The sequence below is a fragment of the Wolbachia endosymbiont of Spodoptera picta genome, assembly GCF_018141665.1.
Taxonomy (GTDB): Bacteria; Pseudomonadota; Alphaproteobacteria; order Rickettsiales; family Anaplasmataceae; genus Wolbachia.
Genome location: NZ_CP067976.1, coordinates 1,166,119 through 1,187,962, shown reverse-complemented (window position 1 = coordinate 1,187,962; position 21,844 = coordinate 1,166,119). Strand labels below are relative to the sequence as shown.

At 33.4% G+C, this 21,844-nt stretch carries 18 protein-coding genes, 1 tRNA gene and 4 pseudogenes; 14 read left to right on the top strand and 9 right to left on the bottom strand.

Annotated features, from left to right (window positions below; genetic code table 11):
- Window positions 1-136 precede the first annotated feature (136 nt).
- From JKF54_RS05460 to glmS, 3 genes are all read left to right on the top strand, one after another.
- Window positions 137-213, top strand: a tRNA-Asp gene (locus JKF54_RS05460).
- A 130-nt stretch (window positions 214-343) separates the two neighbouring features.
- Window positions 344-757, top strand: a complete 414-nt coding sequence (yajC, locus tag JKF54_RS05455; RefSeq protein ID WP_006012489.1) for a preprotein translocase subunit YajC — start codon at window positions 344-346, stop codon at window positions 755-757.
- A gap of 8 nt (window positions 758-765) precedes the next feature.
- The gene (gene glmS / locus JKF54_RS05450; RefSeq protein ID WP_211907929.1) at window positions 766-2,577 is read left to right on the top strand and encodes a glutamine--fructose-6-phosphate transaminase (isomerizing); all 1,812 of its coding nucleotides are present in this window, start codon (window positions 766-768) and stop codon (window positions 2,575-2,577) included.
- 266 nt (window positions 2,578-2,843) lie between these two features.
- Here the strand turns inward: glmS and JKF54_RS05445 are convergent.
- Window positions 2,844-2,997, bottom strand: a pseudogene (locus tag JKF54_RS05445) (IS481 family transposase); the annotation flags it as partial.
- 213 nt (window positions 2,998-3,210) lie between these two features.
- Here JKF54_RS05445 and JKF54_RS05440 point away from each other — a divergent pair.
- Window positions 3,211-3,960, top strand: a complete 750-nt coding sequence (locus tag JKF54_RS05440; RefSeq protein WP_211907927.1) for a kinetochore Spc7 family protein — start codon at window positions 3,211-3,213, stop codon at window positions 3,958-3,960.
- A 227-nt stretch (window positions 3,961-4,187) separates the two neighbouring features.
- A pseudogene (locus JKF54_RS06785) lies at window positions 4,188-5,209 on the top strand (hypothetical protein).
- Here JKF54_RS06785 and JKF54_RS05430 read toward each other — a convergent pair.
- Window positions 5,199-5,720, bottom strand: a pseudogene (locus JKF54_RS05430) (gamma carbonic anhydrase family protein). The pseudogenes JKF54_RS06785 and JKF54_RS05430 overlap by 11 nt on opposite strands.
- Before the next feature lie 116 nt (window positions 5,721-5,836).
- On the opposite strand from JKF54_RS05430, the gene secG reads away from it, so the two are divergent.
- From secG to JKF54_RS06905, 5 genes and pseudogenes are all read left to right on the top strand, one after another.
- Window positions 5,837-6,157: a preprotein translocase subunit SecG gene (gene secG / locus JKF54_RS05425; RefSeq protein ID WP_211907925.1), complete on the top strand. Its 321-nt coding sequence runs from the start codon at window positions 5,837-5,839 to the stop codon at window positions 6,155-6,157.
- Window positions 6,157-7,764, top strand: a complete 1,608-nt coding sequence (locus JKF54_RS05420) for a CTP synthase (protein WP_211907923.1) — start codon at window positions 6,157-6,159, stop codon at window positions 7,762-7,764. The genes secG and JKF54_RS05420 overlap by 1 nt, the downstream gene beginning before the upstream one ends.
- Window positions 7,765-7,803: 39 nt before the next feature.
- Window positions 7,804-7,962 (top strand): hypothetical protein, encoded by a 159-nt coding sequence (locus JKF54_RS06535; RefSeq protein ID WP_246433144.1) that lies wholly within the window; start codon window positions 7,804-7,806, stop codon window positions 7,960-7,962.
- A gap of 152 nt (window positions 7,963-8,114) precedes the next feature.
- Complete coding sequence (locus JKF54_RS05410) at window positions 8,115-8,522, top strand: nucleoside deaminase (protein WP_211907921.1); 408 nt, start codon at window positions 8,115-8,117, stop codon at window positions 8,520-8,522.
- Between the two features lie 73 nt (window positions 8,523-8,595).
- Window positions 8,596-8,737, top strand: a pseudogene (locus JKF54_RS06905) (IS3 family transposase); the annotation flags it as partial.
- 228 nt (window positions 8,738-8,965) lie between these two features.
- On the opposite strand, the gene JKF54_RS05405 reads toward JKF54_RS06905, so the two are convergent.
- Both JKF54_RS05405 and JKF54_RS06530 read right to left on the bottom strand, forming a co-directional pair.
- Window positions 8,966-10,048 carry a hypothetical protein gene (locus JKF54_RS05405; RefSeq protein ID WP_246433143.1) on the bottom strand — a complete coding sequence of 361 codons (1,083 nt, stop codon included), beginning with the start codon at window positions 10,046-10,048 and terminating at the stop codon, window positions 8,966-8,968.
- Window positions 10,049-10,189: 141 nt separating this feature from the next.
- Complete coding sequence (locus tag JKF54_RS06530) at window positions 10,190-10,411, bottom strand: hypothetical protein (protein ID WP_246433142.1); 222 nt, start codon at window positions 10,409-10,411, stop codon at window positions 10,190-10,192.
- Window positions 10,412-10,847: 436 nt separating this feature from the next.
- On the opposite strand from JKF54_RS06530, the gene JKF54_RS05400 reads away from it, so the two are divergent.
- Both JKF54_RS05400 and ccmA read left to right on the top strand, forming a co-directional pair.
- The gene (locus JKF54_RS05400) at window positions 10,848-11,279 is read left to right on the top strand and encodes a hypothetical protein (protein ID WP_211907919.1); all 432 of its coding nucleotides are present in this window, start codon (window positions 10,848-10,850) and stop codon (window positions 11,277-11,279) included.
- A gap of 202 nt (window positions 11,280-11,481) precedes the next feature.
- The gene (gene ccmA, locus JKF54_RS05395; RefSeq protein WP_211907917.1) at window positions 11,482-12,105 is read left to right on the top strand and encodes a heme ABC exporter ATP-binding protein CcmA; all 624 of its coding nucleotides are present in this window, start codon (window positions 11,482-11,484) and stop codon (window positions 12,103-12,105) included.
- Window positions 12,106-12,120: 15 nt separating this feature from the next.
- Here ccmA and argS read toward each other — a convergent pair whose 3' ends face one another.
- Window positions 12,121-13,827 (bottom strand): arginine--tRNA ligase, encoded by a 1,707-nt coding sequence (gene argS / locus JKF54_RS05390; RefSeq protein WP_211907915.1) that lies wholly within the window; start codon window positions 13,825-13,827, stop codon window positions 12,121-12,123.
- A 145-nt stretch (window positions 13,828-13,972) separates the two neighbouring features.
- On the opposite strand from argS, the gene JKF54_RS05385 reads away from it, so the two are divergent.
- Window positions 13,973-14,530, top strand: a complete 558-nt coding sequence (locus JKF54_RS05385; protein ID WP_246433141.1) for a leucine-rich repeat domain-containing protein — start codon at window positions 13,973-13,975, stop codon at window positions 14,528-14,530.
- Between the two features lie 173 nt (window positions 14,531-14,703).
- Here JKF54_RS05385 and JKF54_RS06525 read toward each other — a convergent pair whose 3' ends face one another.
- From JKF54_RS06525 to ubiE, 4 genes are all read right to left on the bottom strand, one after another.
- Complete coding sequence (locus JKF54_RS06525; RefSeq protein WP_246433140.1) at window positions 14,704-16,509, bottom strand: hypothetical protein; 1,806 nt, start codon at window positions 16,507-16,509, stop codon at window positions 14,704-14,706.
- An 87-nt stretch (window positions 16,510-16,596) separates the two neighbouring features.
- The gene (locus JKF54_RS05375; protein ID WP_211907913.1) at window positions 16,597-17,286 is read right to left on the bottom strand and encodes a hypothetical protein; all 690 of its coding nucleotides are present in this window, start codon (window positions 17,284-17,286) and stop codon (window positions 16,597-16,599) included.
- A gap of 666 nt (window positions 17,287-17,952) precedes the next feature.
- Window positions 17,953-19,650 (bottom strand): ABC transporter ATP-binding protein, encoded by a 1,698-nt coding sequence (locus tag JKF54_RS05370; RefSeq protein WP_211907912.1) that lies wholly within the window; start codon window positions 19,648-19,650, stop codon window positions 17,953-17,955.
- 182 nt (window positions 19,651-19,832) lie between these two features.
- Window positions 19,833-20,531: a bifunctional demethylmenaquinone methyltransferase/2-methoxy-6-polyprenyl-1,4-benzoquinol methylase UbiE gene (gene ubiE, locus JKF54_RS05365; protein WP_211907911.1), complete on the bottom strand. Its 699-nt coding sequence runs from the start codon at window positions 20,529-20,531 to the stop codon at window positions 19,833-19,835.
- A gap of 152 nt (window positions 20,532-20,683) precedes the next feature.
- On the opposite strand from ubiE, the gene JKF54_RS05360 reads away from it, so the two are divergent.
- Window positions 20,684-21,808 carry a Bcr/CflA family efflux MFS transporter gene (locus JKF54_RS05360; RefSeq protein WP_444875948.1) on the top strand — a complete coding sequence of 375 codons (1,125 nt, stop codon included), beginning with the start codon at window positions 20,684-20,686 and terminating at the stop codon, window positions 21,806-21,808.
- The last annotated feature ends 36 nt before the right edge of the window (window positions 21,809-21,844 follow it).

Sequence of the window (21,844 nt, the reverse complement as noted above, 5' to 3'; positions counted from 1 at the left end):
GGACTATTTGCATAAGCCATGTGTGAAATTAAGTTATTTACATAGTAATAAAAAAGACAAAAAAGCGCAAACAAAAAATATTGACAAGTGGCAACACGTTGATTAGCTTTAAAGTTGCAAACGTTAAAAAGCAATGGGGGGTGTAGCTCAGTTGGTTAGAGCGCATGCCTGTCACGCATGAGGTCGTGAGTTCAAGTCTCATCACTCCCGCCATTACAGCAGAAACACCTTAAAATTCTTTAAGTTTCTTATTAATTTGAATTAATTTCTTTCAGAGACTTGACATGATATTGTAATTGCTGCTTAATCTATTTAATTTTATCGTTAATAATTGGGATTAAATATGTTTATTTCTGAGGTTTTTGCGGCAGATGCGACTAACAATGTATCAGCATCTGTTGCTAGCTTTATTCCACTCATTTTAATATTTGTAGTATTTTATTTTCTCATTATTCGCCCCAATCACAAAAAACTAAAAGAACATAGAAGGATGATAGATCAAATAAAACGTGGTGATACGGTTATTACTTCTAGTGGAATAATAGGTGAAGTAAACAAAGTTGACGAAGTAAATGCACAACTAATACTAGAAATAGCACCAAAAATTGAAATAAAAATCCTAAAGTCTGCTATATCTGAAATCTTAAATAAAGAAATTCAAAAGCCAGTAGCTAAATCTATTGAAAAAAGCAAAGTTGAAAAGAATGGCAAGAAAAATAAACTAGAGGAAAGTAAAAAAGACAAAAATGCTTCATAATTTACGAAGTGTGTGGAATACTAGGTATAGTAAGTAGCGGTGATTCAGTAATACCAACTTTACTAACCGCGTTGCAAAAATTGGAATACAGAGGGTATGACTCTTCAGGTATAGCAATTATAAATAATAGAGGTAAGATAGAAGTCAAAAAATCAGAAGGTAAAGTTGAAAGATTATGTGAAGTTGTTCATGAGAGCAAGATATCTAGTAGCAAAGTTGGTATAGCACATACTCGTTGGGCTACACATGGAGTTCCAAATCTTAAAAATGCTCATCCCATTTATATAAATAATGTTGTTGTTGCTCATAATGGCATGATTGAAAATTACAATATATTAAAAAAGGATCTGGAGGAAAAGGGAGTATCTTTTCATACCGACACTGATACAGAAGTAATACCAAACATATTAACTGCATATCTTAATGAAGGATTGTCACCAGTTGATTCTATATTACAGTGTCTAAACAATTTACAAGGTTCACTTGCTTTGGCTTTATTATTTGCAGAATATCCAGATACTTTATTTGTTGCAAAAAGAAATTTGCCTTTAGCAATAGGATATAACTGTAATAAAGTATTTGCTGCCTCTGATACTAATGCTTTGAGTTCATTTGTAGAAAAAATATTGCATTTAGAAGATAATGATATTGCAGTAATAAAATCCAACGAATTTAGTATATATAATAATGGTACACAAGTTAAACGTAGAACAGAAAATAGCAGTCCAAGAAATTTTCTAATTAGTAAAAATGGTTACCCTAGCTTTATGCTAAAAGAAATTTTTGAGCAACCATATGCATTAAACAAAACAATAAATCAATTTTATAAACAATATAAAGAAATCAACAAAGAATTATTTTCTGAACTAGGTTACATTACTATAGTTGGATGCGGTTCATCCTATTTTGCTGGACTAATAGCAAAGTGTTGGCTGGAAAGTATTGCTCAAATTCGGGTATATCTAGAAATCTCGTCAGAATTTAGGTATAGCAGCGTCAAGCTCGAAGAAGGTAGTATTGGCTTATTCATTTCTCAATCTGGTGAAACTGCAGATACTATGGAAGCACTACGTTATGCGAGATTGCAGAAACAAATGATCATTAGCATAATTAATACATTTAATAGCAGCATAGAAAAAGCCTCAGATATTATATTGCATACTCTTGCTGGACCTGAGATTGGTGTTGCTTCGACAAAAACCTTTTCTACGCAGCTTGCAATTTTAGCATGCTTTGCTGTAGAACTTGGAAAAATAAAAGGTATACTGGGTAGAGAGAGGATAAAGGAACTAAGCGGTGCTATTAATTCTATTCCCGAACATGTTGAGCATGTTTTGAATGTGATGGAAATACAACATATATCAGGCAGTATATTAGAGCACAATAATATAATTATAATTGGGAGAGGAAGCTCATATGGAGTTGCAATGGAAGGTGCATTGAAGATAAAAGAGCTTTCATATATCAACACAATTGGTATTGCAGCGGGAGAAATGAAGCACGGTTCTATCGCTTTGATAGACTCTACTGTACTTGTTATCGCAATTATTCCTTACGATAATTTATTCTTTAAAACGCTATCCAATATACAAGAGATTATTGCAAGAAAAGGTAAAGTAATTGCCTTTAGTGATAAGCAAGGAGCACCGCTCTTAAAGGGAATTTGCATAGATGTGGTGCAACTTCCAGAAGTTGACAATTTTGTTTCTCCAATTATCTACAGTGTTGCTATGCAATTTCTTGCTTATTCTATTGCAGAAAAAAAAGGGTTAGATGTAGATTGTCCGAGAAATTTAGCTAAATCTGTCACAGTTGAGTAACCTATTTAAAGTGAGTTGCTAATTAACAGCTCTAATTGTCAGTTATAAATTACTGAATTTTACTAATAAATTCATTGCTATCATTAGCCCTCTGCGAAAGAATATGTAACTAATGTAAGGATGAGAGAGGCTAAAATCCACGCCTCAAATTAACAAGATTTGCCATTATGGTTACCAGAGACAACTTAACCTAGCAAGCAAGAATTAACTAACAGAAAAATTGAAAACTAATATCAGTTTCTTAATGTAATGCTACTAATATTTTTCTAAAAAGCAATATGTTTTCTATTCAGGAAAGTCTACATCGCCATAACAATATTTACTAGAATGAGGTCTTGTCTCACTGTAAAAACGCAACCAATGATCAACGTCTATCTGAAGATCTTCTAATAAATTGTAGATTGTTTTACAAAAAAAGAGGAGTAAATGAGAGTTCAGTAACTTGATTATAGAGTTGTACTGCCTTTCCATATTTGAAGCAAGTTGTTATTCTACCTCAAACCATAGCACAAAGTAAATATGGCATTTTATACTAAAATTTTCTGTTTATGAGTTATATTATGTAAAGATACTATTTGACATTGAGCTTTAAAGATATTATGTAATAGCATTATTTAATATGTGAGGTTTATTATGGCTAAAGTAAGTGCTGGTGAAAACTCAAAAAAGCTTAAAGATGGTAAAAATCAGCCCATATCACCAAAAAAGTTCAAAGGCAGTCAGTATATGTCACCAAAACGGAGCCAGAATTCTGGTGAAAAGCTATGGAATGTATTAGAATCATTAGAAGAAGCAAAATCAGAGTTGAAAAAAAGAAAGTTTGAAATAGAACTAAAAAAAGACACTAAAATATCAGAAGAAGGAATAGAAAAAGTAGTGGAATTGGAAAGGAAAACAGAAAAAGAGATAGAAGAAATAGCAATGCCAATATCAACGTTACTACTTAAGGAAACAATAATAAAATTACAAGGAACAAAAATAATAAATTTTTTTAAAAAATTAGAAAAACAAGTAAAAGAAATGCAAGAATTATGTAAGAAACTAGAATTAAATGCTAAAATAGAAAAAGAAGATCTAAATAAGCTCGAGGACATAAAGAAAGAATCAGAAAAGTGTTGCAGAGAGTTAGTGAGCTATATGCCTAATTCAAATAATCCTAGAATGTTGTACACTGCTGTTATTGGTGTTGGTCTTGCTGTTGGGCTGGTAGCAAGTACTATACTTGAACATACAACTAGACTAAGTATATTAGCAATAATTGGCATAGCTACAGCATCTGCACTCGTAGCTGGTGGTGCTACATATGAAGCACTAAGACCTAATACTAAAATAGATGAATCAAAAGAAGTCCAAATAAAGAGTTCTCATCACTCACTTTCCTAATCACACTTTAATTCAAACTTTATCAGTTTTATTCAAGTTGCTTCTAAAAGGAGAATATCAATGGTGTCCTCCTTACTGATTTGGTTAAAATGCAGAAAACGCCTATGTCAAAATTTACACAGATGTTAAGTGCTGCCACTAATTCCCAGTTAGTACAATTTGTGTATCTTATTGACATATTTAATTTATTCTGTTACAATTTTTACTAATTAGGTTGAGGTAAAACAATGAAGAGTTTTAAATGGCTACTTAATCAAGTCAGACTTTCATGGATTAGCTTAATATCAAAAGTAAAGAGCTTTTTTCAAACTAACGATACACATCATCAAACAACTGCTAGCAATGGAAATGACCATACAAAAAAAATAAGTATAGAGAATAAAATAGAAACGAAAGGTAATGAGATTGATTTAGAGGATGAACAGGATGTGTTTGAGGATGCTCTAACAGGAGAAGAGCTAGATGAAGAAGAATTTTTTTATGCTGTTGAAAGTTTTTGAACAGGAAGTTAATGCTAATAGAGAAAAAAAGGAATATGAAAAAAATAAGTACTATAGTCTACAAGATGGTCTACAAGAAAAAAATGAATTTGATCACACAACGCACACTCTTACACTTGCTTTTGAAATTGAAAAGCCATTTCCAGACTCTGACCTTAGTAAATTTAAGTTATGCGAACTTAAGCAAAATGGTGATAAATATACGTTTGTCTTAGAAAATGATCAGAAAAATCGAATAGAATTACACTCTGAATATCTCAATATTTGAGAAACACAGTAAAAAAGGAGCTTACACCGAACTTTTTTCTCAAGAAGAAAATAGAATTAGCAATGATATTATAATACCGCTACAAGTTCCAAAAGAAGCAAGCATACTTACCAAAGAGTGCAATTGGCTAATAAGAAAGGTTGTAGGTGAAATACCAGATTATCCAGTGGGCAAATCGCTTGAATACTGCAGGAGTCATGTAAATTTCTCTCTTAACTCAAACAATACTATATCTCTTTTTCTAACATCAGAACTGATAAAACTTGCAGCTAAATCATCAGGTACTCCAACAGAAACAAACTGGCCAATAAAGGATATTATAGTCAGAGGTAGTTTTATTAATCAGCGTATTAATAAGCAAACTAGAGTTGAAAAAGTGATTGAGCCTTATATTGATAAGCATTATATAGTTGAAGAAACTTTTGAAGTAGTTAACGTAGAATGTTCATCAGAGCTGAAGATTTCTCAACCTAGCATATAGCCTTATATTCTTTCATCAGCATGATATAATTTTGTGCAGATTGTGTAATATGTTTTATTTCTTCATTTGACATTTTTTTGAAGAATTGTGCTGGCCTGCCAGCCCATACTTCACCACTTTTTATCACTTTTCCATGTGTCACCAGTGAACCAGCAGCTACCATAGCTTCAGACTCAACAATCGCATGATCCATTATAACAGAGCCCATACCAATAAATGCTTTATCATGTATCATGCATGCAACACACAAAAATGTCCAACCGTCACCATACTACCAATAATCGTGTCACCGCCTGGATTTCTATCTACATGAATTACGGTGCCATCTTGAATATTCGTTTCATCACCTATTTTGATTGATCCAACATCTCCTCTGATCACACAATTAAACCAGATACTCGCATTCCTTCCTATTTCAACGTTACCTATGATACGCACACCATCTGCGATAAAAGAACTTTCATCCATTTTTTGGCTCATAATCTTTGTATTTTAAAATGTGATAGCTCATAATTTAAATAAGGTTTAATACATACTTGGATTCCAGTAGTCAAGTTACTCGGGTAAAGATATTCTTGACTTATGATCCTTATGCTCCTAAAATTTTTATTTTTAGCTCTATTCATAATGTCAGTAACAGTACTTAGTATACTTCAAATAATATTAGTTGTTGTATTGGTAATTTTAGTGCTCCTGCAGCCACCTGGAAGTAGTTCATTAAGTGGCTTTAGTAATTCACAGCAGGGAATGAATTCAATAATTCCGGTAAAGTCTTCTGAAAATCCACTCAGTAGAATAACTTCTATAGTTGCTGGACTGTTCATTATAAATACACTGTTACTATCAGGATTATGTTCAAAAGATGTACATAAAAAATCAATTGTAGAGAAGATTATATCAGAAAAAAAGCAAGAAGGCCAATCAACTTCTGTTCCATTTGAAAATTAATGAAAGAAACCAAGTTTATCTTTGTTACAGGTGGAGTTGTTTCATCACTTGGTAAGGGTTTAGTTGCTTCAAGTGTGGGAGCACTTCTTCAAGCTCATGGGTTCAATGTTCGCATCAGAAAGCTTGACCCATATCTCAACATTGATCCTGGAACAATGAGCCCAGCTCAGCACGGGGAAGTATTTGTTACTGAGGATGGTGCTGAAACTGATTTAGACCTTGGACATTACGAGCGTTTTACTAAAATTAAAGCAACCAAGGACGACAATATAACAACTGGTAAAGTATATAATAAATTATTAAAGAAGGAAAGGTGTGGTGATTATCTAGGCAAAACTGTGCAAATCATTCCTCATGTGACAGATTTAATCAAATCTTTCATTTTTAATGGTACAGAAGATTTAGATTTTGTAATATGCGAAATAGGCGGAACCGTAGGTGATATTGAAAGCCAACCGTTTTTGGAAGCTATACGCCAAGTCAATTATAAACTAGGAAAGCAAAAAGTTATCCTTATTCATTTAACTTTAATACCATATCTCACTGCAGCACAAGAATTAAAGACAAAACCGACACAGCATTCAGTTCGAGAGTTAAACTCTGCGGGGTTACAACCAGATATTATATTATGTCGCAGTGAAAAAGAAATTTCCGATAATCAAAAAGAAAAGATAGCCAATCTTTGCAATGTGTCTTTATCTAACGTAATACCTGCTCCTGATGTAAACCATATATACGAGTTACCGTCCTTGTATAATCAATGTGGGCTCAGGACACAAATTTTGGATCACTTTCACTTAAGTAAGCCAAAACCAAGCTTACCTGAATGGGACCAAATAGTACACTCTATGAGACATCCAACACAAGAAGTTATCGTTTCCATAGTAGGAAAATATACTGAATTTCCTGACGCATATAAATCACTGATTGAAGCATTAAACCATGGTGCAATTAGTAATAAAGCTAGAGTGAAGATAAATTGGGTCAACTCAAGAGAAGAGAATGGAAAATCTATAGATGCAAAGTTTATCAGAGAAAAATTACAAAGCTCTAATTCAGTCCTTGTTCCAGGAGGATTTGGTGATAACGGAATAGAAGGTAAAATATTAGCAATAAACTATGCCCGTGTAAATAACATTCCTTTTTTAGGAATATGTCTTGGTATGCAGCTTGCAGTGATTGAATTTGCTCGTAACGTTATTAAGCTTGAAGATGTACACTCTGAAGAATTTTATACTTGCAAACACCCAATCATCAAGCTCGCTGATGGTAAGAACGTTGATCTTGGTGGAACCATGAGACTTGGAACATACAAGTGTAATGTAAATCCAAATTCAAAAATGGCAAATGTGTATAGTAGTGTCACTATTTCAGAAAGACACAGACACAGATATATAGTTAATTTAGATTATAAAAATAACTTAGAAGAGAATGGAATGATATGCAGTGGTATATCAGAAGATAAAACATGCATAGAGGCAGTGGAGCTAAAAAATCACTCATGGTTTATTGGTGTGCAATTTCATCCAGAATTTCAATCAAGACCATTTTCTCCTCATCCTCTCTTTACATCATTTATTAAGGCAGCTATTGACAATAGAGTTTAATAGAACTGAATAAACTATATTCTAATAGAGAGGTAAAAAATGTTACTAAGAAATAGTAAAGATAGCATTACATATGGATCTGCGACCTTCGAGGAATTGAATAGGCATGTAGAACAAATAATATATAAATTAGAGGAGGATCAAATTATAGAGGATATAATGGAAGAAGTAGTTGTAGCTATAAACGAACTAAAATAGGTAGAAGAAATAAAAAAATATTTAAAGCGAGAAATAGATAGCCTTGTAAAAAGGACAATAGTCCTTAGTGAATTCTATAACCTAGAAAAAATAGAAAAGCCAAGAAAAGAAAATTATATTTACCCAAGCACCTAATGTTTAAGTACCAATACATGGAACTTGCCATAGAGCAAGCAAAACTTGCTCAGAAAGATGGCGAAGTGCCAATAGGTGCTGTAATAGTTAATGGAAACAATATCATCTCCTCTGCACACAATATATCTAATGATCCAACTGCACATGCAGAAATGTTAACAATTAGAAAAGCATTTTCAACTTCCACGCTTTATGAAGCTGAAATGTACGTAACGTTAGAGCCGTGCCCGATGTGCGCTCAAGCTATCTCTTTTGCAAAAATTAAACGTCTGTACTTCGGGGCTTACAATCCCAAAGGTGGAGGAGTTGAAAACGGCACTAGAATATTTCAATTCTGTAACCACATACCTGAAGTTTATGGTGGAATATTAGAAACAAAATGTTCTCTTTTATTAAAAGATTTCTTTGAGAAATTGAGAACTTAGTTTAAGATCTGTGAGATTGTTTCAATATTTTTTGAGTAAAATCTGTATTATAACTCTTTCGTATATTTGACCAATTTGCTCATTCAACGTACATAAGGGATGTTATTACGATAACTCCGTTGCAGAAAAGTTTACTCAAAAGGGAGCTTCTTATTGATACTTCTCAACGTTCTGTTCAACAAACTAGAACTTCCATATTTGAATACGTAGAAATTAGATTTCTTGCACTACTGGAATCTAGATTTTCTTGCTAAATCCCAGACTGGCTGGTTATGCAAGAAATCTATTTTTTATCATAAATAACTTAAATATTATATTATAAACTCTGCTAAATTTATTCTCACAACAAAAACTTCTTCTCTACTTTTTTTTGAGTAAGGTCACCAATTCTATTTTTCTACAAAAGTGTTCTCTGAACTAAAAAATCCAGAGAACATTCTCTCTTATATCAACTCATTATCAATGGAAAAAGAACTAACCTCATTATCATAAGAGTAAGGAGTTGTTCTTTGCACATTATCAAAGACAGCTTTTAATAGTACTTCCTTATCACTATCCCATGCAACTTTCTCCATAATTGCATTATAATCTTTACACTTTTGATCATTTCCACAGTCCTTGATTTTACCATTAAGCTTTAGATAAGGCTTTAATGAATTATAGTGTACTTGAGTATTATTGCCCTCTTTATCTATCATATTCCCTGCGTTATTAACAATTATCAATGGTGCAACTTGTTTCGCTTTCACAATACTTGCTCCACCGGAGTCTTTGATGAGATCAGGACATGATTCTCTAGAAAAAAAATTCTTGTTTAATTCTTTATTATCATAACCATTGCCAAATTGGCAAAAACTCTTAACATTCTCATCCTGACAGGCTAACTCTTGTGGATTATCAATACATTTAAGACATTTCGTATTACCAAAGTTAGCTACTGAACTAATAGTATCAGTAAAGGCAAATTTAAAATTTACTGCACCATAAACACCCTCTGATCCCTTTTCTATATATGGCAAAATTTTAGAATTACTATACATCTCAGGATAGAGTTCTTTTAATAAATCAGATGTATTAAAACCTTGATAACCTATCTTATTATCCGATTTATACAAAGTAGCCTTAGGCCCACAAATTTCTGGCAGGCTACGATCTGGTGTTATTTCTCGAGATGTAATTTCTCCACTTTCATTCCCTCCTTCATTGGTAACATGTTTGCCTCTATCATTTTCATTCCCTCCCTTAATACTAGGTTTATCTGTACCGATTCTTTTCTCATTTTTACATTCTTCAGCTGCTTTTTTATACCACTCAGTCTCTGCTTTTGCCATGTTAATTTTACACTTTAAAAGTTCTTCTTTTACTCCTTCAATCTTACTCTGCATCACTTCTTCTTTCTCCTGTTCAATTTTGTACCTCAAAACTTCCTCTTTTGCTAGTTTAGCTTCTAATTTTGCTTGTTCAGCTTCTGCTTTAATATCATCACATTTTTCCTGATTAATTGCCTGTCCACCGTTTTCTTTCATCTTCTCAGCATCTTTTTTACACTGTATTAACTCATCTTTTGCTGCCTCAGCTTCATTCTTAGTTTGTTCTACCTTCTCTCTTTCTTCTTGAACCTTTGACTTTAATTCACTAGTTTCTGCTTCTAATTGTGTAATTTCTCTTTATGATTCCACAGCATCTTTTTTACACTGTATTGACTTATCTTTTGCCTTCTTAGTTTCATCTCTACAGTCACGAAGTAAATCTTCTTCTGATTTATCATCCTCTTCTCCCGCAACCTGATCTCCTAGATTTTCGACTTGCTCACCCTCTTCACCATAAAAAAGTTTGTTGGCATATAAATTACTATTATTAACTTGATCGCTATAGATATTGTTTGACATTGTGACCTTCTATATAGTCAAAACTGGAATTAAATTAGAGTATAAAAGCTAAGAATTCAACATGGGTAAAAGAAACCACAGCTCAGGAAATCTAAGGTTAACTCAGAAATTATTATAAGCCAAAATGATTAAAAATTTTATAACTTATATTGTAGATCTAGCATGATAACCAACAATTAGATTTTCTTCAATTTCCACCTTACTCACCAGCTTGACACAGTCCATCTTTATTCATTAGAGAGCCGTGATTCTTCTACTCTCTAATGATTAATCACTTGTCAGTTTTGAGTGTAGTAGTTGATAGCCTGTACGTAAATACGTTGCTTTTGTTCTTTAGAAATTTTTAGTCTACTATCTTTATCCAGAAAAAAATTGTAAAATTTCTATAGTTATGGTATAATTATAAATACTGCTTGCCAATAAGCTGAGTATAAAAATGCCGTTCGGACAAATCATTATATATAGTACGGAACTACTTGCTGTAATTGCAGTATTTCTCTTTTTGAGAAAAATATACAAAAATCATATTAGAAAAATTATATTTCCTCTAAAAGTTCTCAAAAAAGAGTGGGAAGAAAATAGAAGATTTAATGAATTATATCAAAAAAATAAGCAAAAAGAGTTGATGAAACAACAGGAAATGTTAAGGGAGAAACAAAAGAATATGCAAGTTTACAAAGAAGATCTAGAAATAGTTGATATAGCAAAACCGCTAGGTAAATGGACAAAGATGGTTATGATGGGTAGCGTTTTAATGAAGCATTTTGCACAATTGATACACAGAGAAGGTAATAAAAAAGGATTTTGGGAGCTGTTTATAAAAGCTCAGTCTTCAACTAAGGGTAAGTATAAAGGAAAAGGCAGATGACGTATCCGTTGTATAACCTGCTTTCTGGCATTAAACTTCTTAAGTGTTATAGTCAGTCAAGCACTGGGATGACACCATCTGCTACCTACAAACCCAATGTTCGTACAGTTGTATGTCAAACACTGACTGTTTGTTGTGCAAGCTATCCAATGTTCATACACTGAAGTGTTTAGGCTCCAAGTTCTCTTTAAAGGTCCAATAGATGCTTGAATGTAAAAATCTATCCTGTGCTCGTAATAACAAAGTATTATTTAAAAACCTCAATTTTAAAGCTGAACCAAAATCAAAAATCTTAATCACTGGTCCAAATGGTAGCGGCAAAACCAGCTTAATCAGAAGTTTATCTGGACTTTTGCCGCCAGTGTCAGGTAATATAATGTACCGTGGAAAAGATATATATGATGACCTAAAATCCTATATACCTTCCATGGTCTATATAGGCCATAAAAATGCCTGTAAAGATAGCTCAACAGTTGGTGAAAACATACAATTCTGGGCAAGAATACGGAATACTAGAGAATTAATTATGGCAGCCGTTTGTTGCTTACAGTTGCAACCTGTACTTAATATCAAATATAGTGAACTTTCTGCAGGCTGGAAAAGAAGAGTTGCGCTTGCTCGCCTGTTAATTTCTAATGCAAACATTTGGCTGATAGATGAACCATTCTGTAATCTTGATAGCACAACATGTGAATTAGTATTGAACCTAATCTCAATACGCTCTGAGCAAAACGGTATAGTAATTATTACAGGACATAGCTCTACAGAACAACTGTGTGACTTCAAGACAATCGATATACGTGATTTTAACAGACCTCTTGTATAATTTTTGGCCTTAAAATTAACTCATCTCTTTCAAAGGATCTATATTAAAAATAGAAAGCCCAGAAGAGATTACGTGCGCTAAGGCTTGGACGAGAAACATTCTTGCAGCGGTGAAGTTCAAGTTATCTTCTAGTATGAACCGCATGTTTAAATCACTTTTGCCATACCCCCATAAAACGTGAAATGCTTCTGCAACTTCAAGTAAGTAGAAAGTAATTCTATGTGGCTCACAAAGCCTTGCAGATATTTCTACCACATCTGGCCACTTTGCTAAGGTTTTTATGAGGAATAGCTCCCCATCTGTCTTTAAAAGTGAAGGGTCTGCTGTTGGGAGCTCTTTTGGAGCATTACGCATTAACGAATGAGCACGGGCGTGCGCATATTGCACATAAAAAATAGGGTTGTCTTTTGACTGTTCTTTAACTTTAGCAAAATCAAAGTCCAAGACCATATCATTCTTGCGTGTTAACATTATAAAACGAGTTATATCCCTGCCAACCTCTTCCACTACATCCCTAGCTGTAAGAAAATTTCCTGATCTTTTCGACATCTTAACAGGTTTGCCATTTTCGAAGAAATTCACAATATTATGCAGCTTTACCTCTATCTTTGCTTGATCATCACTGAGCGCAGAGACAACTGCTCTAAGCCTTTTAATATAACCGCCATGGTCACTGCCGAGCTCTACGATCATATTGTTAAAACCACGTGATATCTTATCAAAATGGTAAGCAATATCCGATGCAAAATAAGTCCAGCTACCATCCTCTTTTTTTAGTGCGCGGTCAACATCATCACCAAATGTTGTAGAGCGAAATAACATTTCTTTTCTGGAAGTCCAACTTTCACTTTCTTTGCCTTTTGGTTTCTCCAAGTATCCTTCATACACAAGACCCTTATCAGATAATATCTTTATACTCTCTTCGATTTTGCCATTTTTTTGTAGCTCATACTCTGAAGTAAAAATATCATGATTGACTCCAAGCAAGCTCATGTCCTCCTTTATAAGTTCTAAGATAGAACTTAAAGTATATTCTCTAATTACTCGATTATCTTCCTCTTCTCTAAGCTCCTTGCCATATTTTTTAGCTAGCCCCTTCCCTATTGGCTTTAAATATTCACCTGGGTATAAACCTTTTTCAATGCTAACTTTCTCTCCCAGAGCTTCCTTATACCGCAAATATACTGACCGAATTAGCGTATCTATCTGTGCTCCAGCATCATTGATATAGTACTCCTTAGTGACATTATAGCCAACTTTCTTTAGTAAATTTGCTAAAACATCACCAAACACTGCCCCTCTTGCATGACCAATATGTAGTGGCCCAGTTGGATTTGCGGATACAAACTCAACATTGATGGCCTGATTGTTTCCAATTTTGAGAGTGCCAAACTCCATTTTTAGCTCATTTATTTGCTTTAAAATCCCATGCCATACTTCCATTTTCAAGTGCATATTGATGAAACCAGGGCCCGCTATTTCCACTTTTGCAACTTCACCAAAAAGTTCAAACTCTTTAGCTAAAACTTCTGCGATTTCAATGGGATTCTTCTTTTCATGTTTTGCAAGCACCATAGCAACATTTGTATAGATATCACCATGTGCTCTATTGCTTGGAGGCTCTATGATAAAGTTTGTTGCATTCGTGCTTATAACACCCCTTTGCCTCAACTCATTTAACTTGCTGGAAATGAGAGAGGAAACCTGCTTGAAAATATTCATTAACTAAAAAGCTATAAGACCTGTAGCAGTATAGTGGATAAATGGGGGAAGTTGAAGGGTTATCTTGTGTCAGCTTGTTAATACACTTGACAATGACTGAAGTCTATGCTATAATAAGAATTATATTAACAGAGGAGTTATAAACATGATGGAAGTAGAACTTAATAAATATGTTAATGGTAATACCTTAGACTTAAATAGTCTACATATACACATGGAGAAGTTAATAAACTTTTTACAAAAGAATCCAAATATTACAAGCCTTATCTTACACGACTGTTATATTGATGCTGAGGGTGCAGAAGTTTTAGATGAAACATTAAAGAATGTTAATGCTCCGAATCTTACTGAGTGTAAAGTAACTTCTAGTATTATGGGTAATCAAGGTTCAATAGCAATCACTAAATTATTAGAGAATGGTAACTTTCCAAATCTTGTTAAGCTTGATTTAATTTCTAATAATATAAGCCCTGATGGTGGAGTAGAATTTATAAATGCACTAAAGAATGGTAGTTTTTCAAATATTACTGAGTTTAATTTACTTTCTGACAGTGTCTGCGATAAAGGTATAGTAGCATTACACGAATCATTGAACAACAATAAGCTTCCAAATCTTGTTCAGTTTAATTTCCCCTTTAATCCTACTAATGATGAAAGCATAGAAACGCCAAGCGAACATCTATTCGCTGACAGCATTATATAAAGGTTTTATTTGTTGCTATTATTCAAATTTACCTATGTTGAACTATACAAAAGTGTCACAAAATCCATATATGTAATTTGATTAGAATTTTACCGTCACGCTGAGTAAGGTTACTCATTCTATTTTTCTACAAAAGTGTTTTCTGAGCTGAAAAGCCCAGAAAACATTCAGTCTTATATAAAATTAGTATCAACGGAAACAGAATTATCCTCATTGTCATAATAGTTGAGGTTTGCTTCTTGAGTACTATTATAAGCAAAAGCATTTTTTGATAGTACTTCTTCCTCATCCCTTCTATCACAGCCTTTTTCATTAAAGCCATATTCATCATGGCCATCCTCTTGGACTTGTATTTTTAACTTCTCAGCTTCTGCTTTTGCTTGCAGAACCTCCTCTTTACATTCCGCTTCGTTATCATAGTAAAAGAAAGTCTCATCTTGATTATCATTGGCACCAGGAGAATAACTTGGGAGAGCAGGTATTTTCAGCTTTACTTCCTTATCAGAACTCCACAGACCCCTCTCTACAGACTCTTTAACTTCTTCTAATTGCTGCGGAGACTTACCGGTTGAATCTTTTATCTCACCTTTATAATTTAAACGATCCTTTAGTATAGCATACTTATGTTGAGCAATTTTGTAGCCAGCTTTATCTATTATAGAACCGTCCTTAGTGACGATAACCATTGGAGCCTCTAGTTTTGCAACTATAGTTTTACCTTCACACTCCCTTAATTTTGCTAACGGAAGATCTAAAATCAAATTAGGACACTTTTCATTCAGAAAAAAGTTTTCACTATTAATAGGACTGCTGTAAGGTACAGCAGTTGGACAACAAGCACTTGTGTTGATGCTTCGAATCTCCTCTCGACATTGTAAACCAGCAGCTCCTTTTGCACCTCCTTTATTACACCACATGTTACTAGGTGCGGCAAACGTAAAGTTTATATTTTTTCCACATTCTTCATCCTCTTGACACCTAAAAGTTATACCAAAATTTTGTGCATGATATTGATCCTCACTTTTGCTATCAAAATGACTCATGATCTTATCGTTTTTCATTAAATCAGGCAAAAATTGTTTCAAAAGGTCTCTTGTAAACCAAGCAGGCTTACCCACGTGCTTTTCTGCTGAATATTTTTCAGCATTCTCCCCGCACATTTCTTTATCAATATGACCCAGATTGACAAGTTTACCTTCTATGACTTTATCGTCTCCATCTTTATCATCACTATCCTTTTCTTTCTTGCCATCTTTATCATCACTATCCTTTTCTTTCTTGCCATCTTTATCATCGCTATCCTTTTCTTTCTTGCCATCTTTATCATCGCTATCCTTATTAAAGCCGTCTTTATCTTTGTCGCCTTTATCGCGGCCATTTTTATCACGCTTACAATCTATCTCATCCTCTATTTCTTTTTTTATTTTATCCTTTATCTCATTCTTAGTCTTATCATCAATCTCAAACTTAAGATCTTTCTCTAGTTCATTTTTAATCTTTTCCTTCAGTTCATTCTTAATCTTGTCATCAATCTCAAACTTAAGATCTTTCTCTAGTTCATTTTTAATCTTTTCCTTCAGTTCATTCTTAATCTTGTCATCAATCTCAAACTTAAGATCTTTCTCTAGTTCATTTTTAATCTTTTCCTTCAGTTCATTCTTAGTCTTGTCATCAATCTCAAACTTAAGATCTTTCTCTAGTTCATTTTTAATCTTTTCCTTCAGTTCATTCTTAGTCTTATCGCCAATCTTAAACTTAAGATCTTTCTCTAGTTCATTTTTAATCTTTTCCTTCAGTTCATTCTTAGTCTTGTCATCAATCTCAAACTTAAGATCTTTCTCTAGTTCATTTTTAATCTTTTCCTTCAGTTCATTCTTAGTCTTGTCATTAATCTCGTACTTAGGGTCTTTACCATCATCTAGCCTTGTATATAAATTAATTTTCAATTTATTTGAATAAGGGAAAGTGTTCTGTAACATAAAATTGCTCCATTAATAAATAAAGGTTACTAAAAAGTTAACATAAAATAGAAATGTATACTAACAATGTATACACCTTCATTACTTTCATATAATATAAACAATACCTTCTGGTACTGACATTTGTTCAGGAGAAAATGCTGATTCTGTGCGCGTATCTATTATAGAAGCATTTATCGCATCCACACAAGCTTTGCATTCAGGATTATTATCACATTGTCCTTTGATACGATTGTCTGGACCAATTTCAAGATTGTTGTCACTCTTATCAATAATTTCTTTACATTTTGCAAACATTAAACCACTAGATTTCTTAGTAATGGCATCTTTAATCTCTCCAGAAACTGCATCAACTACTATTGAAAGCCTTGAAAAGTCAATTGGTTTTTTAGGTTCTGGACAAGCAGGACACTCAGGACAAGGAGGTATTTCTACCTCAGGACATTTTACATCAGGACAAGGAGGTATTTTTACCTCAGGACATTTTACATCAGGACAAGGAGGTATTTTTACCTCAGGACATTTTACATCAGGACAAGGAGGTATTTTTACCTCAGGACATTTTACATCAGGACAAGGAGGTATTTTTATATCAGGAAGCTGTATATTTAATTCGAGTCCATCACGATACGGATCAAAGTGGTTATGGCAATGTGGGTTAAAGTGGTTATGACAATGTGGATCAAAATTATGATGGTACCGTGGGTTAGTTGTGCAAGCTGTGCGCGTAGGAATGCATGAACCAACACGTGGAGATGAGGAAAAATTATAATTCATAAGAATCCTTTAAAAAATAACTATTAGATTATTATAGGATAAAAAAGTTAATGATTTAATAATTCTAAGGTTAAAACTAGCATATACAAACTTACAGTACATTTCAAAATACGATTTTAATATAGAAGATATTCGCATTGAAAAGCTTTGCCACAGCAAAATGCTGCTAAGATTTCAAGAAAAAGCTGTCAGTAGTCAAATTTATTGTATTTTAAAGCAAAATGTGAAGCACATGGTTTTCCATGTGCTATTGGAAGTACGTATATCAAGAGTGAAAGAACGTACGTTTGTTAGTGATTTAAATCTAATCTCTTAGCAGAAAAAATCAAACGTATCACAAGGATTATAACATGTATCATAATAGTTATGATATGAGTTAAAATGATTGTGACACAAATTAGTAGCACAAGGTGCGTATGCAGGTGCAGAAGCTTGTGCACAGTGCGAAATTGGTGCTGGTAAAACTTGTGTTGGCACAACCTGTGTTGGCAAATTGAAAGCCGTACAAGGTGATTTTGGGAAATGACTATAATTATAAACCATAATAATCCTTAAAAAAATACTATGATATTATTATAAGTTAAAATAATTAAAGATTTAATAACTTTCATTATCAATCTAGCATAACAACCAACAAGTATGACTCAAATTTTCCTTCAGTTTTTACTATATCCTCACCAATTTTGCATACAGCCCATCTTTACTCATTAGAGAATCATGAGTTCCCACTTCTTCTACTTTCCCGCAATTAATCACTATAATCTTGTCAGTTTTGAGTGCGGTTGATAGCCTGTGCGTAATTACAATTGTTGTTCTGTTTTGCATCAACTTGCTAAGTGCTTTTTGCACTAGGTTTTCACTTTTATAATCAAGAGCAGAGGTTGCTTCATCCAGTATTAAAACCTGAGGGTTTTTGAGTATGGCTCTTGCTATTATGATGCGCTGTTTTTGTCCTTCAGAAAGTTTCAGTCCTCTTTTTCCTACAAATGTATCAAATTTATCCGGCAGCTTATCAATAAATTCCATCGCATAAGCGCTGATAGCTGCTTGCTTCACCTCTTCATATTCAGCATCTGGTTTACCATATAGTATATTTTCCATTATTGAACAAGAGAATATCATATGGTCTTGTGGCACTAAGCCAAACAACGATCTGAGGTCATTTAGCGCAATTGATTTGATGTCATGCCCATCAATAGTAATACTGCCTTCACTTGGATCGTGAAAACGGAGCAAAAGCTTTAAAATGGTGCTCTTGCCACTTCCAGATGGTCCAACAATTGATACTGATTGGCCTACCTCTATAGAAAATGATACGTTATTTAATGCTGGCTTATCAGCATAAAAAAATGTTACATCATTAAACGAAATTCTTTTTTGAACACTATTGATCCTTATAGGATTATCACTATCTAATATAGAGCTTTTCATGTTCATAAATTCAAATAAACGCTCTACAATTCCAAGACCTCGTTGCAAATCACTGATGTTATCGCTTAGATTGTTTACAGCCCCTGAAGCAAGCGCTGAATAAAACACAAATGAGGAGAGTTCTCCAATGGTCATATTATTACTTAAGACTTCTTTTATTCCAAAAAAAAGCAAAATAACTAGCGAACCTATCACACACGTGATAACTAGAGTTACTAAAATAGCACGTAAGAGTACTAATTTTACGTATGATTTTGATACTGAGTTTAGATGTTTCTGAAAACGAATTTTTTCATTTTCTTCGAGTACAAACGATTTGATAGTTATTATAGATCTAAAATTTTCCTCACTAAATGATGCAAGCTCACTTAATTTATCCTGAGCGAAGCGTGCATAATTGCGAACTTTTTTTCCAAGTGAAGTCATGATAATGAGAAGTATGGGTATTATTGCAGCTGCATATGCAGTGAGGTACAGATTTGTGTATAATAGCATTGCAACACTACCAGTCAGTACAACAAAATTTCTCAATATTGTCAGTAAGCTGCTGTTTATTATCGATTGCAATGCAGAGGTATCAGTAATTAATGCTGAGATAACATCTTGTACGCCTGTGTTCTCAAAGAAACTCGGTTGCAAGTCAGTGATACTGCTATATAAGTCGTATCTGATTCTTGCGATAACTTTCTCGCTGCCAATGCCAATGAAATATAACCGAATAAATGCAGTGAAAGAAATGCCTAAAACTATCAGTATTGAAACTACGAGCTTGGTAGTAAAGTTATGCTCTGCGCCAGAATCAATTATGTTGCTTAAGCCCCTACCAAAAAGAAGAATCGTTAAAGCTGAAAATAGAACTGCAATAAAAGCTATGCTAAAATAATGTAGACTAGGTTTTATATAGTAAAATAGCTGCTTAATGTTAGATCGCATTTTATTTTAAAGTTAAGTATTTAGCTTCAGGAAAAAGTTACAATATTAGTTTACAGTGTACTTCGTTAGAGCAATACGTTCAAGAAACTTTAGCTTGATTTCTACTGAAGGAAAAACGCTGCGCAATTACAGGAAGATAGCAAAAGAACTGTTGGAAGGATGAGCATACCAGAGTTTAATATTCATTTTATTCCAATGTGTAACGCCACTATTCCATAGCTCATATTATAGAACTCAACATTCTTAAAGCCTACCTCTTCAATTTCCATTTTAAAATTAGTTTGAGTTGGAAATTCTCTTATGCTTCTTACTAGGTATTCGTAAGAACCCTTATCTTTAGCAACCATGCTACCAATTTTAGGAATTACTTTAAATGAGTATAAGTCATAAAATTTGGTGAATATCTCATTTTGATAATGCATAGGGGCAAACTCCAAGCAAATAAATTTCCCATCTGGCTTCAATACCCTATATGCTTCACTTAAAGCCTTTTTACGGTCAGAAAAGTTTCGAATACCAAAAGCTACTGTATAATAATCAAATTCAGAATCTTCAAATGGTAAACTCTCTGCATTTGCACATACCCAATTGAAATTTAGCTGATTTGAATTTATTGCTTTATCACGCCCTTTGTCCAGCATGTTTTGATTTATATCACATACTGTAACTTGAGTACTTGGTTCACCTCTTGCTATTCTTATAGCTATATCTCCGGTTCCTCCAGCAATATCCAAAACCTTGGAGTTCTTTTTAAAATGCACACTACTTACCATCTTCTCTTTCCATAGCCTGTGCATTCCAAGGCTCATTATATCATTCATAATGTCGTAGCGATTTGCTACAGAATCGAAAACCTCTTTAACTAATTGTGATTTATCCATATTTTATACAGAGATTAGCAGTTAAATTAATATACTAATGAGAAAAATATACTACAATTAAACATATTTAATCCAGTAAATCATTAGTGTCGACAGCTTTTTCACAAAATATCATCTCTCTTATTATTATATTATCTGTAGCAGTTGTTGATATGGCAACAGACTTATACTCAGTTGCATTGCCAAGTATTGCCAACTATTTTAAGGTGAAAGGTAATATAGCGCAGCTTACGATCAGTTTAAATTTAGTAGGAGTTGCAATATCTGGATTAATTTATGGCCCATTGTCAGACTATTATGGCAGGCGCCTAATAATGCTGATTGGTATGACAATTTTTACTTTGGCAAGTATTGTATGTTGTATAGCTGATAATATTATACTTTTAATATTAATCCGGTTTATACAAGGAGCTGGAGCTGGTGTTGCAGGCGTTGTCGGATATGCAGCAATCAGGGATATGTACTCAGGTAGTGAATACTCAAGAGTAATCTCAAAGTTAAATATGATAGTAGCACTTTCACCTGGAATAGCTCCAGTGGTAGGCAGTTATATAATTTCACATGGTTATAGTTGGAAGTTTTTGTTTTTTATCATATCACTTGCCGCAATTATTATGCTCATTTTTATTTACTTGAAGCTACAAGAAACGCTGACCGTAAATAAAAGTAAAGCCAGTATTAATATCTTCAAGCAATATATATTAATATTTAAGAATTATCGTTTCCTTGGATTTTCAAACATTCATGGATTAACTTTCATGTGGCTTTGGGCATACATTGCTAACTACCCGTTCATATTTGAATCAATGGGCGTTGAAGTACAATATTTTGGCTATCTCATATCAATCATAGTTATATTTTACATAATTGGAACTTTAATTAATAGAAGGTACGTACCAAAAATAGGAGTGAGCAAGATGTTAATAATAGGTTTGGTATTACCGATGATATCGGATGGTTTATTGGTATATTTTTATCTCGCAAACAAGTTAAGTGTACTTATTCTTCAAGTTCTTTGGATTCCGAGCAATATCGGGCTTGCACTCGTAATCAGCAATAACGTAACTTCTGCTTTAGAAACAATCAAGGGTATAGGGCTTGGTAGTGCAGTCCTCTCATTCTGCAATATGATGTTTGGAGCTATTGGAATATATATAGTAGGAAAATTTTTTCACTATAGTATTTTACCAAATTTACTGTTAACAGTTGCATGTTCTATAATTGCAATTCTTATATATAGTTTACTTAAATATACTGAAAAACACAGAGAAGGCTGATTACAATAGATTTCTTATATAACCTTATGAAGGTGT

Coding starts and splice junctions, on each gene's coding strand:
- yajC (WP_006012489.1), top strand. CDS start 344: ATGTTTATTTCTGAGGTTTTTGCGGCAGATGCGACTAACAATGTATCA.
- JKF54_RS05440 (WP_211907927.1), top strand. CDS start 3,211: ATGGCTAAAGTAAGTGCTGGTGAAAACTCAAAAAAGCTTAAAGATGGT.
- secG (WP_211907925.1), top strand. CDS start 5,837: ATGTCAGTAACAGTACTTAGTATACTTCAAATAATATTAGTTGTTGTA.
- JKF54_RS05420 (WP_211907923.1), top strand. CDS start 6,157: ATGAAAGAAACCAAGTTTATCTTTGTTACAGGTGGAGTTGTTTCATCA.
- JKF54_RS06535 (WP_246433144.1), top strand. CDS start 7,804: ATGTTACTAAGAAATAGTAAAGATAGCATTACATATGGATCTGCGACC.
- JKF54_RS05410 (WP_211907921.1), top strand. CDS start 8,115: ATGGAACTTGCCATAGAGCAAGCAAAACTTGCTCAGAAAGATGGCGAA.
- JKF54_RS05405 (WP_246433143.1), bottom strand. CDS start 10,048: ATGAAAGAAAACGGTGGACAGGCAATTAATCAGGAAAAATGTGATGAT.
- JKF54_RS06530 (WP_246433142.1), bottom strand. CDS start 10,411: ATGTCAAACAATATCTATAGCGATCAAGTTAATAATAGTAATTTATAT.
- JKF54_RS05400 (WP_211907919.1), top strand. CDS start 10,848: ATGCCGTTCGGACAAATCATTATATATAGTACGGAACTACTTGCTGTA.
- ccmA (WP_211907917.1), top strand. CDS start 11,482: ATGCTTGAATGTAAAAATCTATCCTGTGCTCGTAATAACAAAGTATTA.
- argS (WP_211907915.1), bottom strand. CDS start 13,827: ATGAATATTTTCAAGCAGGTTTCCTCTCTCATTTCCAGCAAGTTAAAT.
- JKF54_RS05385 (WP_246433141.1), top strand. CDS start 13,973: ATGATGGAAGTAGAACTTAATAAATATGTTAATGGTAATACCTTAGAC.
- JKF54_RS06525 (WP_246433140.1), bottom strand. CDS start 16,509: ATGTTACAGAACACTTTCCCTTATTCAAATAAATTGAAAATTAATTTA.
- JKF54_RS05375 (WP_211907913.1), bottom strand. CDS start 17,286: ATGAATTATAATTTTTCCTCATCTCCACGTGTTGGTTCATGCATTCCT.
- JKF54_RS05370 (WP_211907912.1), bottom strand. CDS start 19,650: ATGCGATCTAACATTAAGCAGCTATTTTACTATATAAAACCTAGTCTA.
- ubiE (WP_211907911.1), bottom strand. CDS start 20,531: ATGGATAAATCACAATTAGTTAAAGAGGTTTTCGATTCTGTAGCAAAT.
- JKF54_RS05360 (WP_444875948.1), top strand. CDS start 20,684: ATGGCAACAGACTTATACTCAGTTGCATTGCCAAGTATTGCCAACTAT.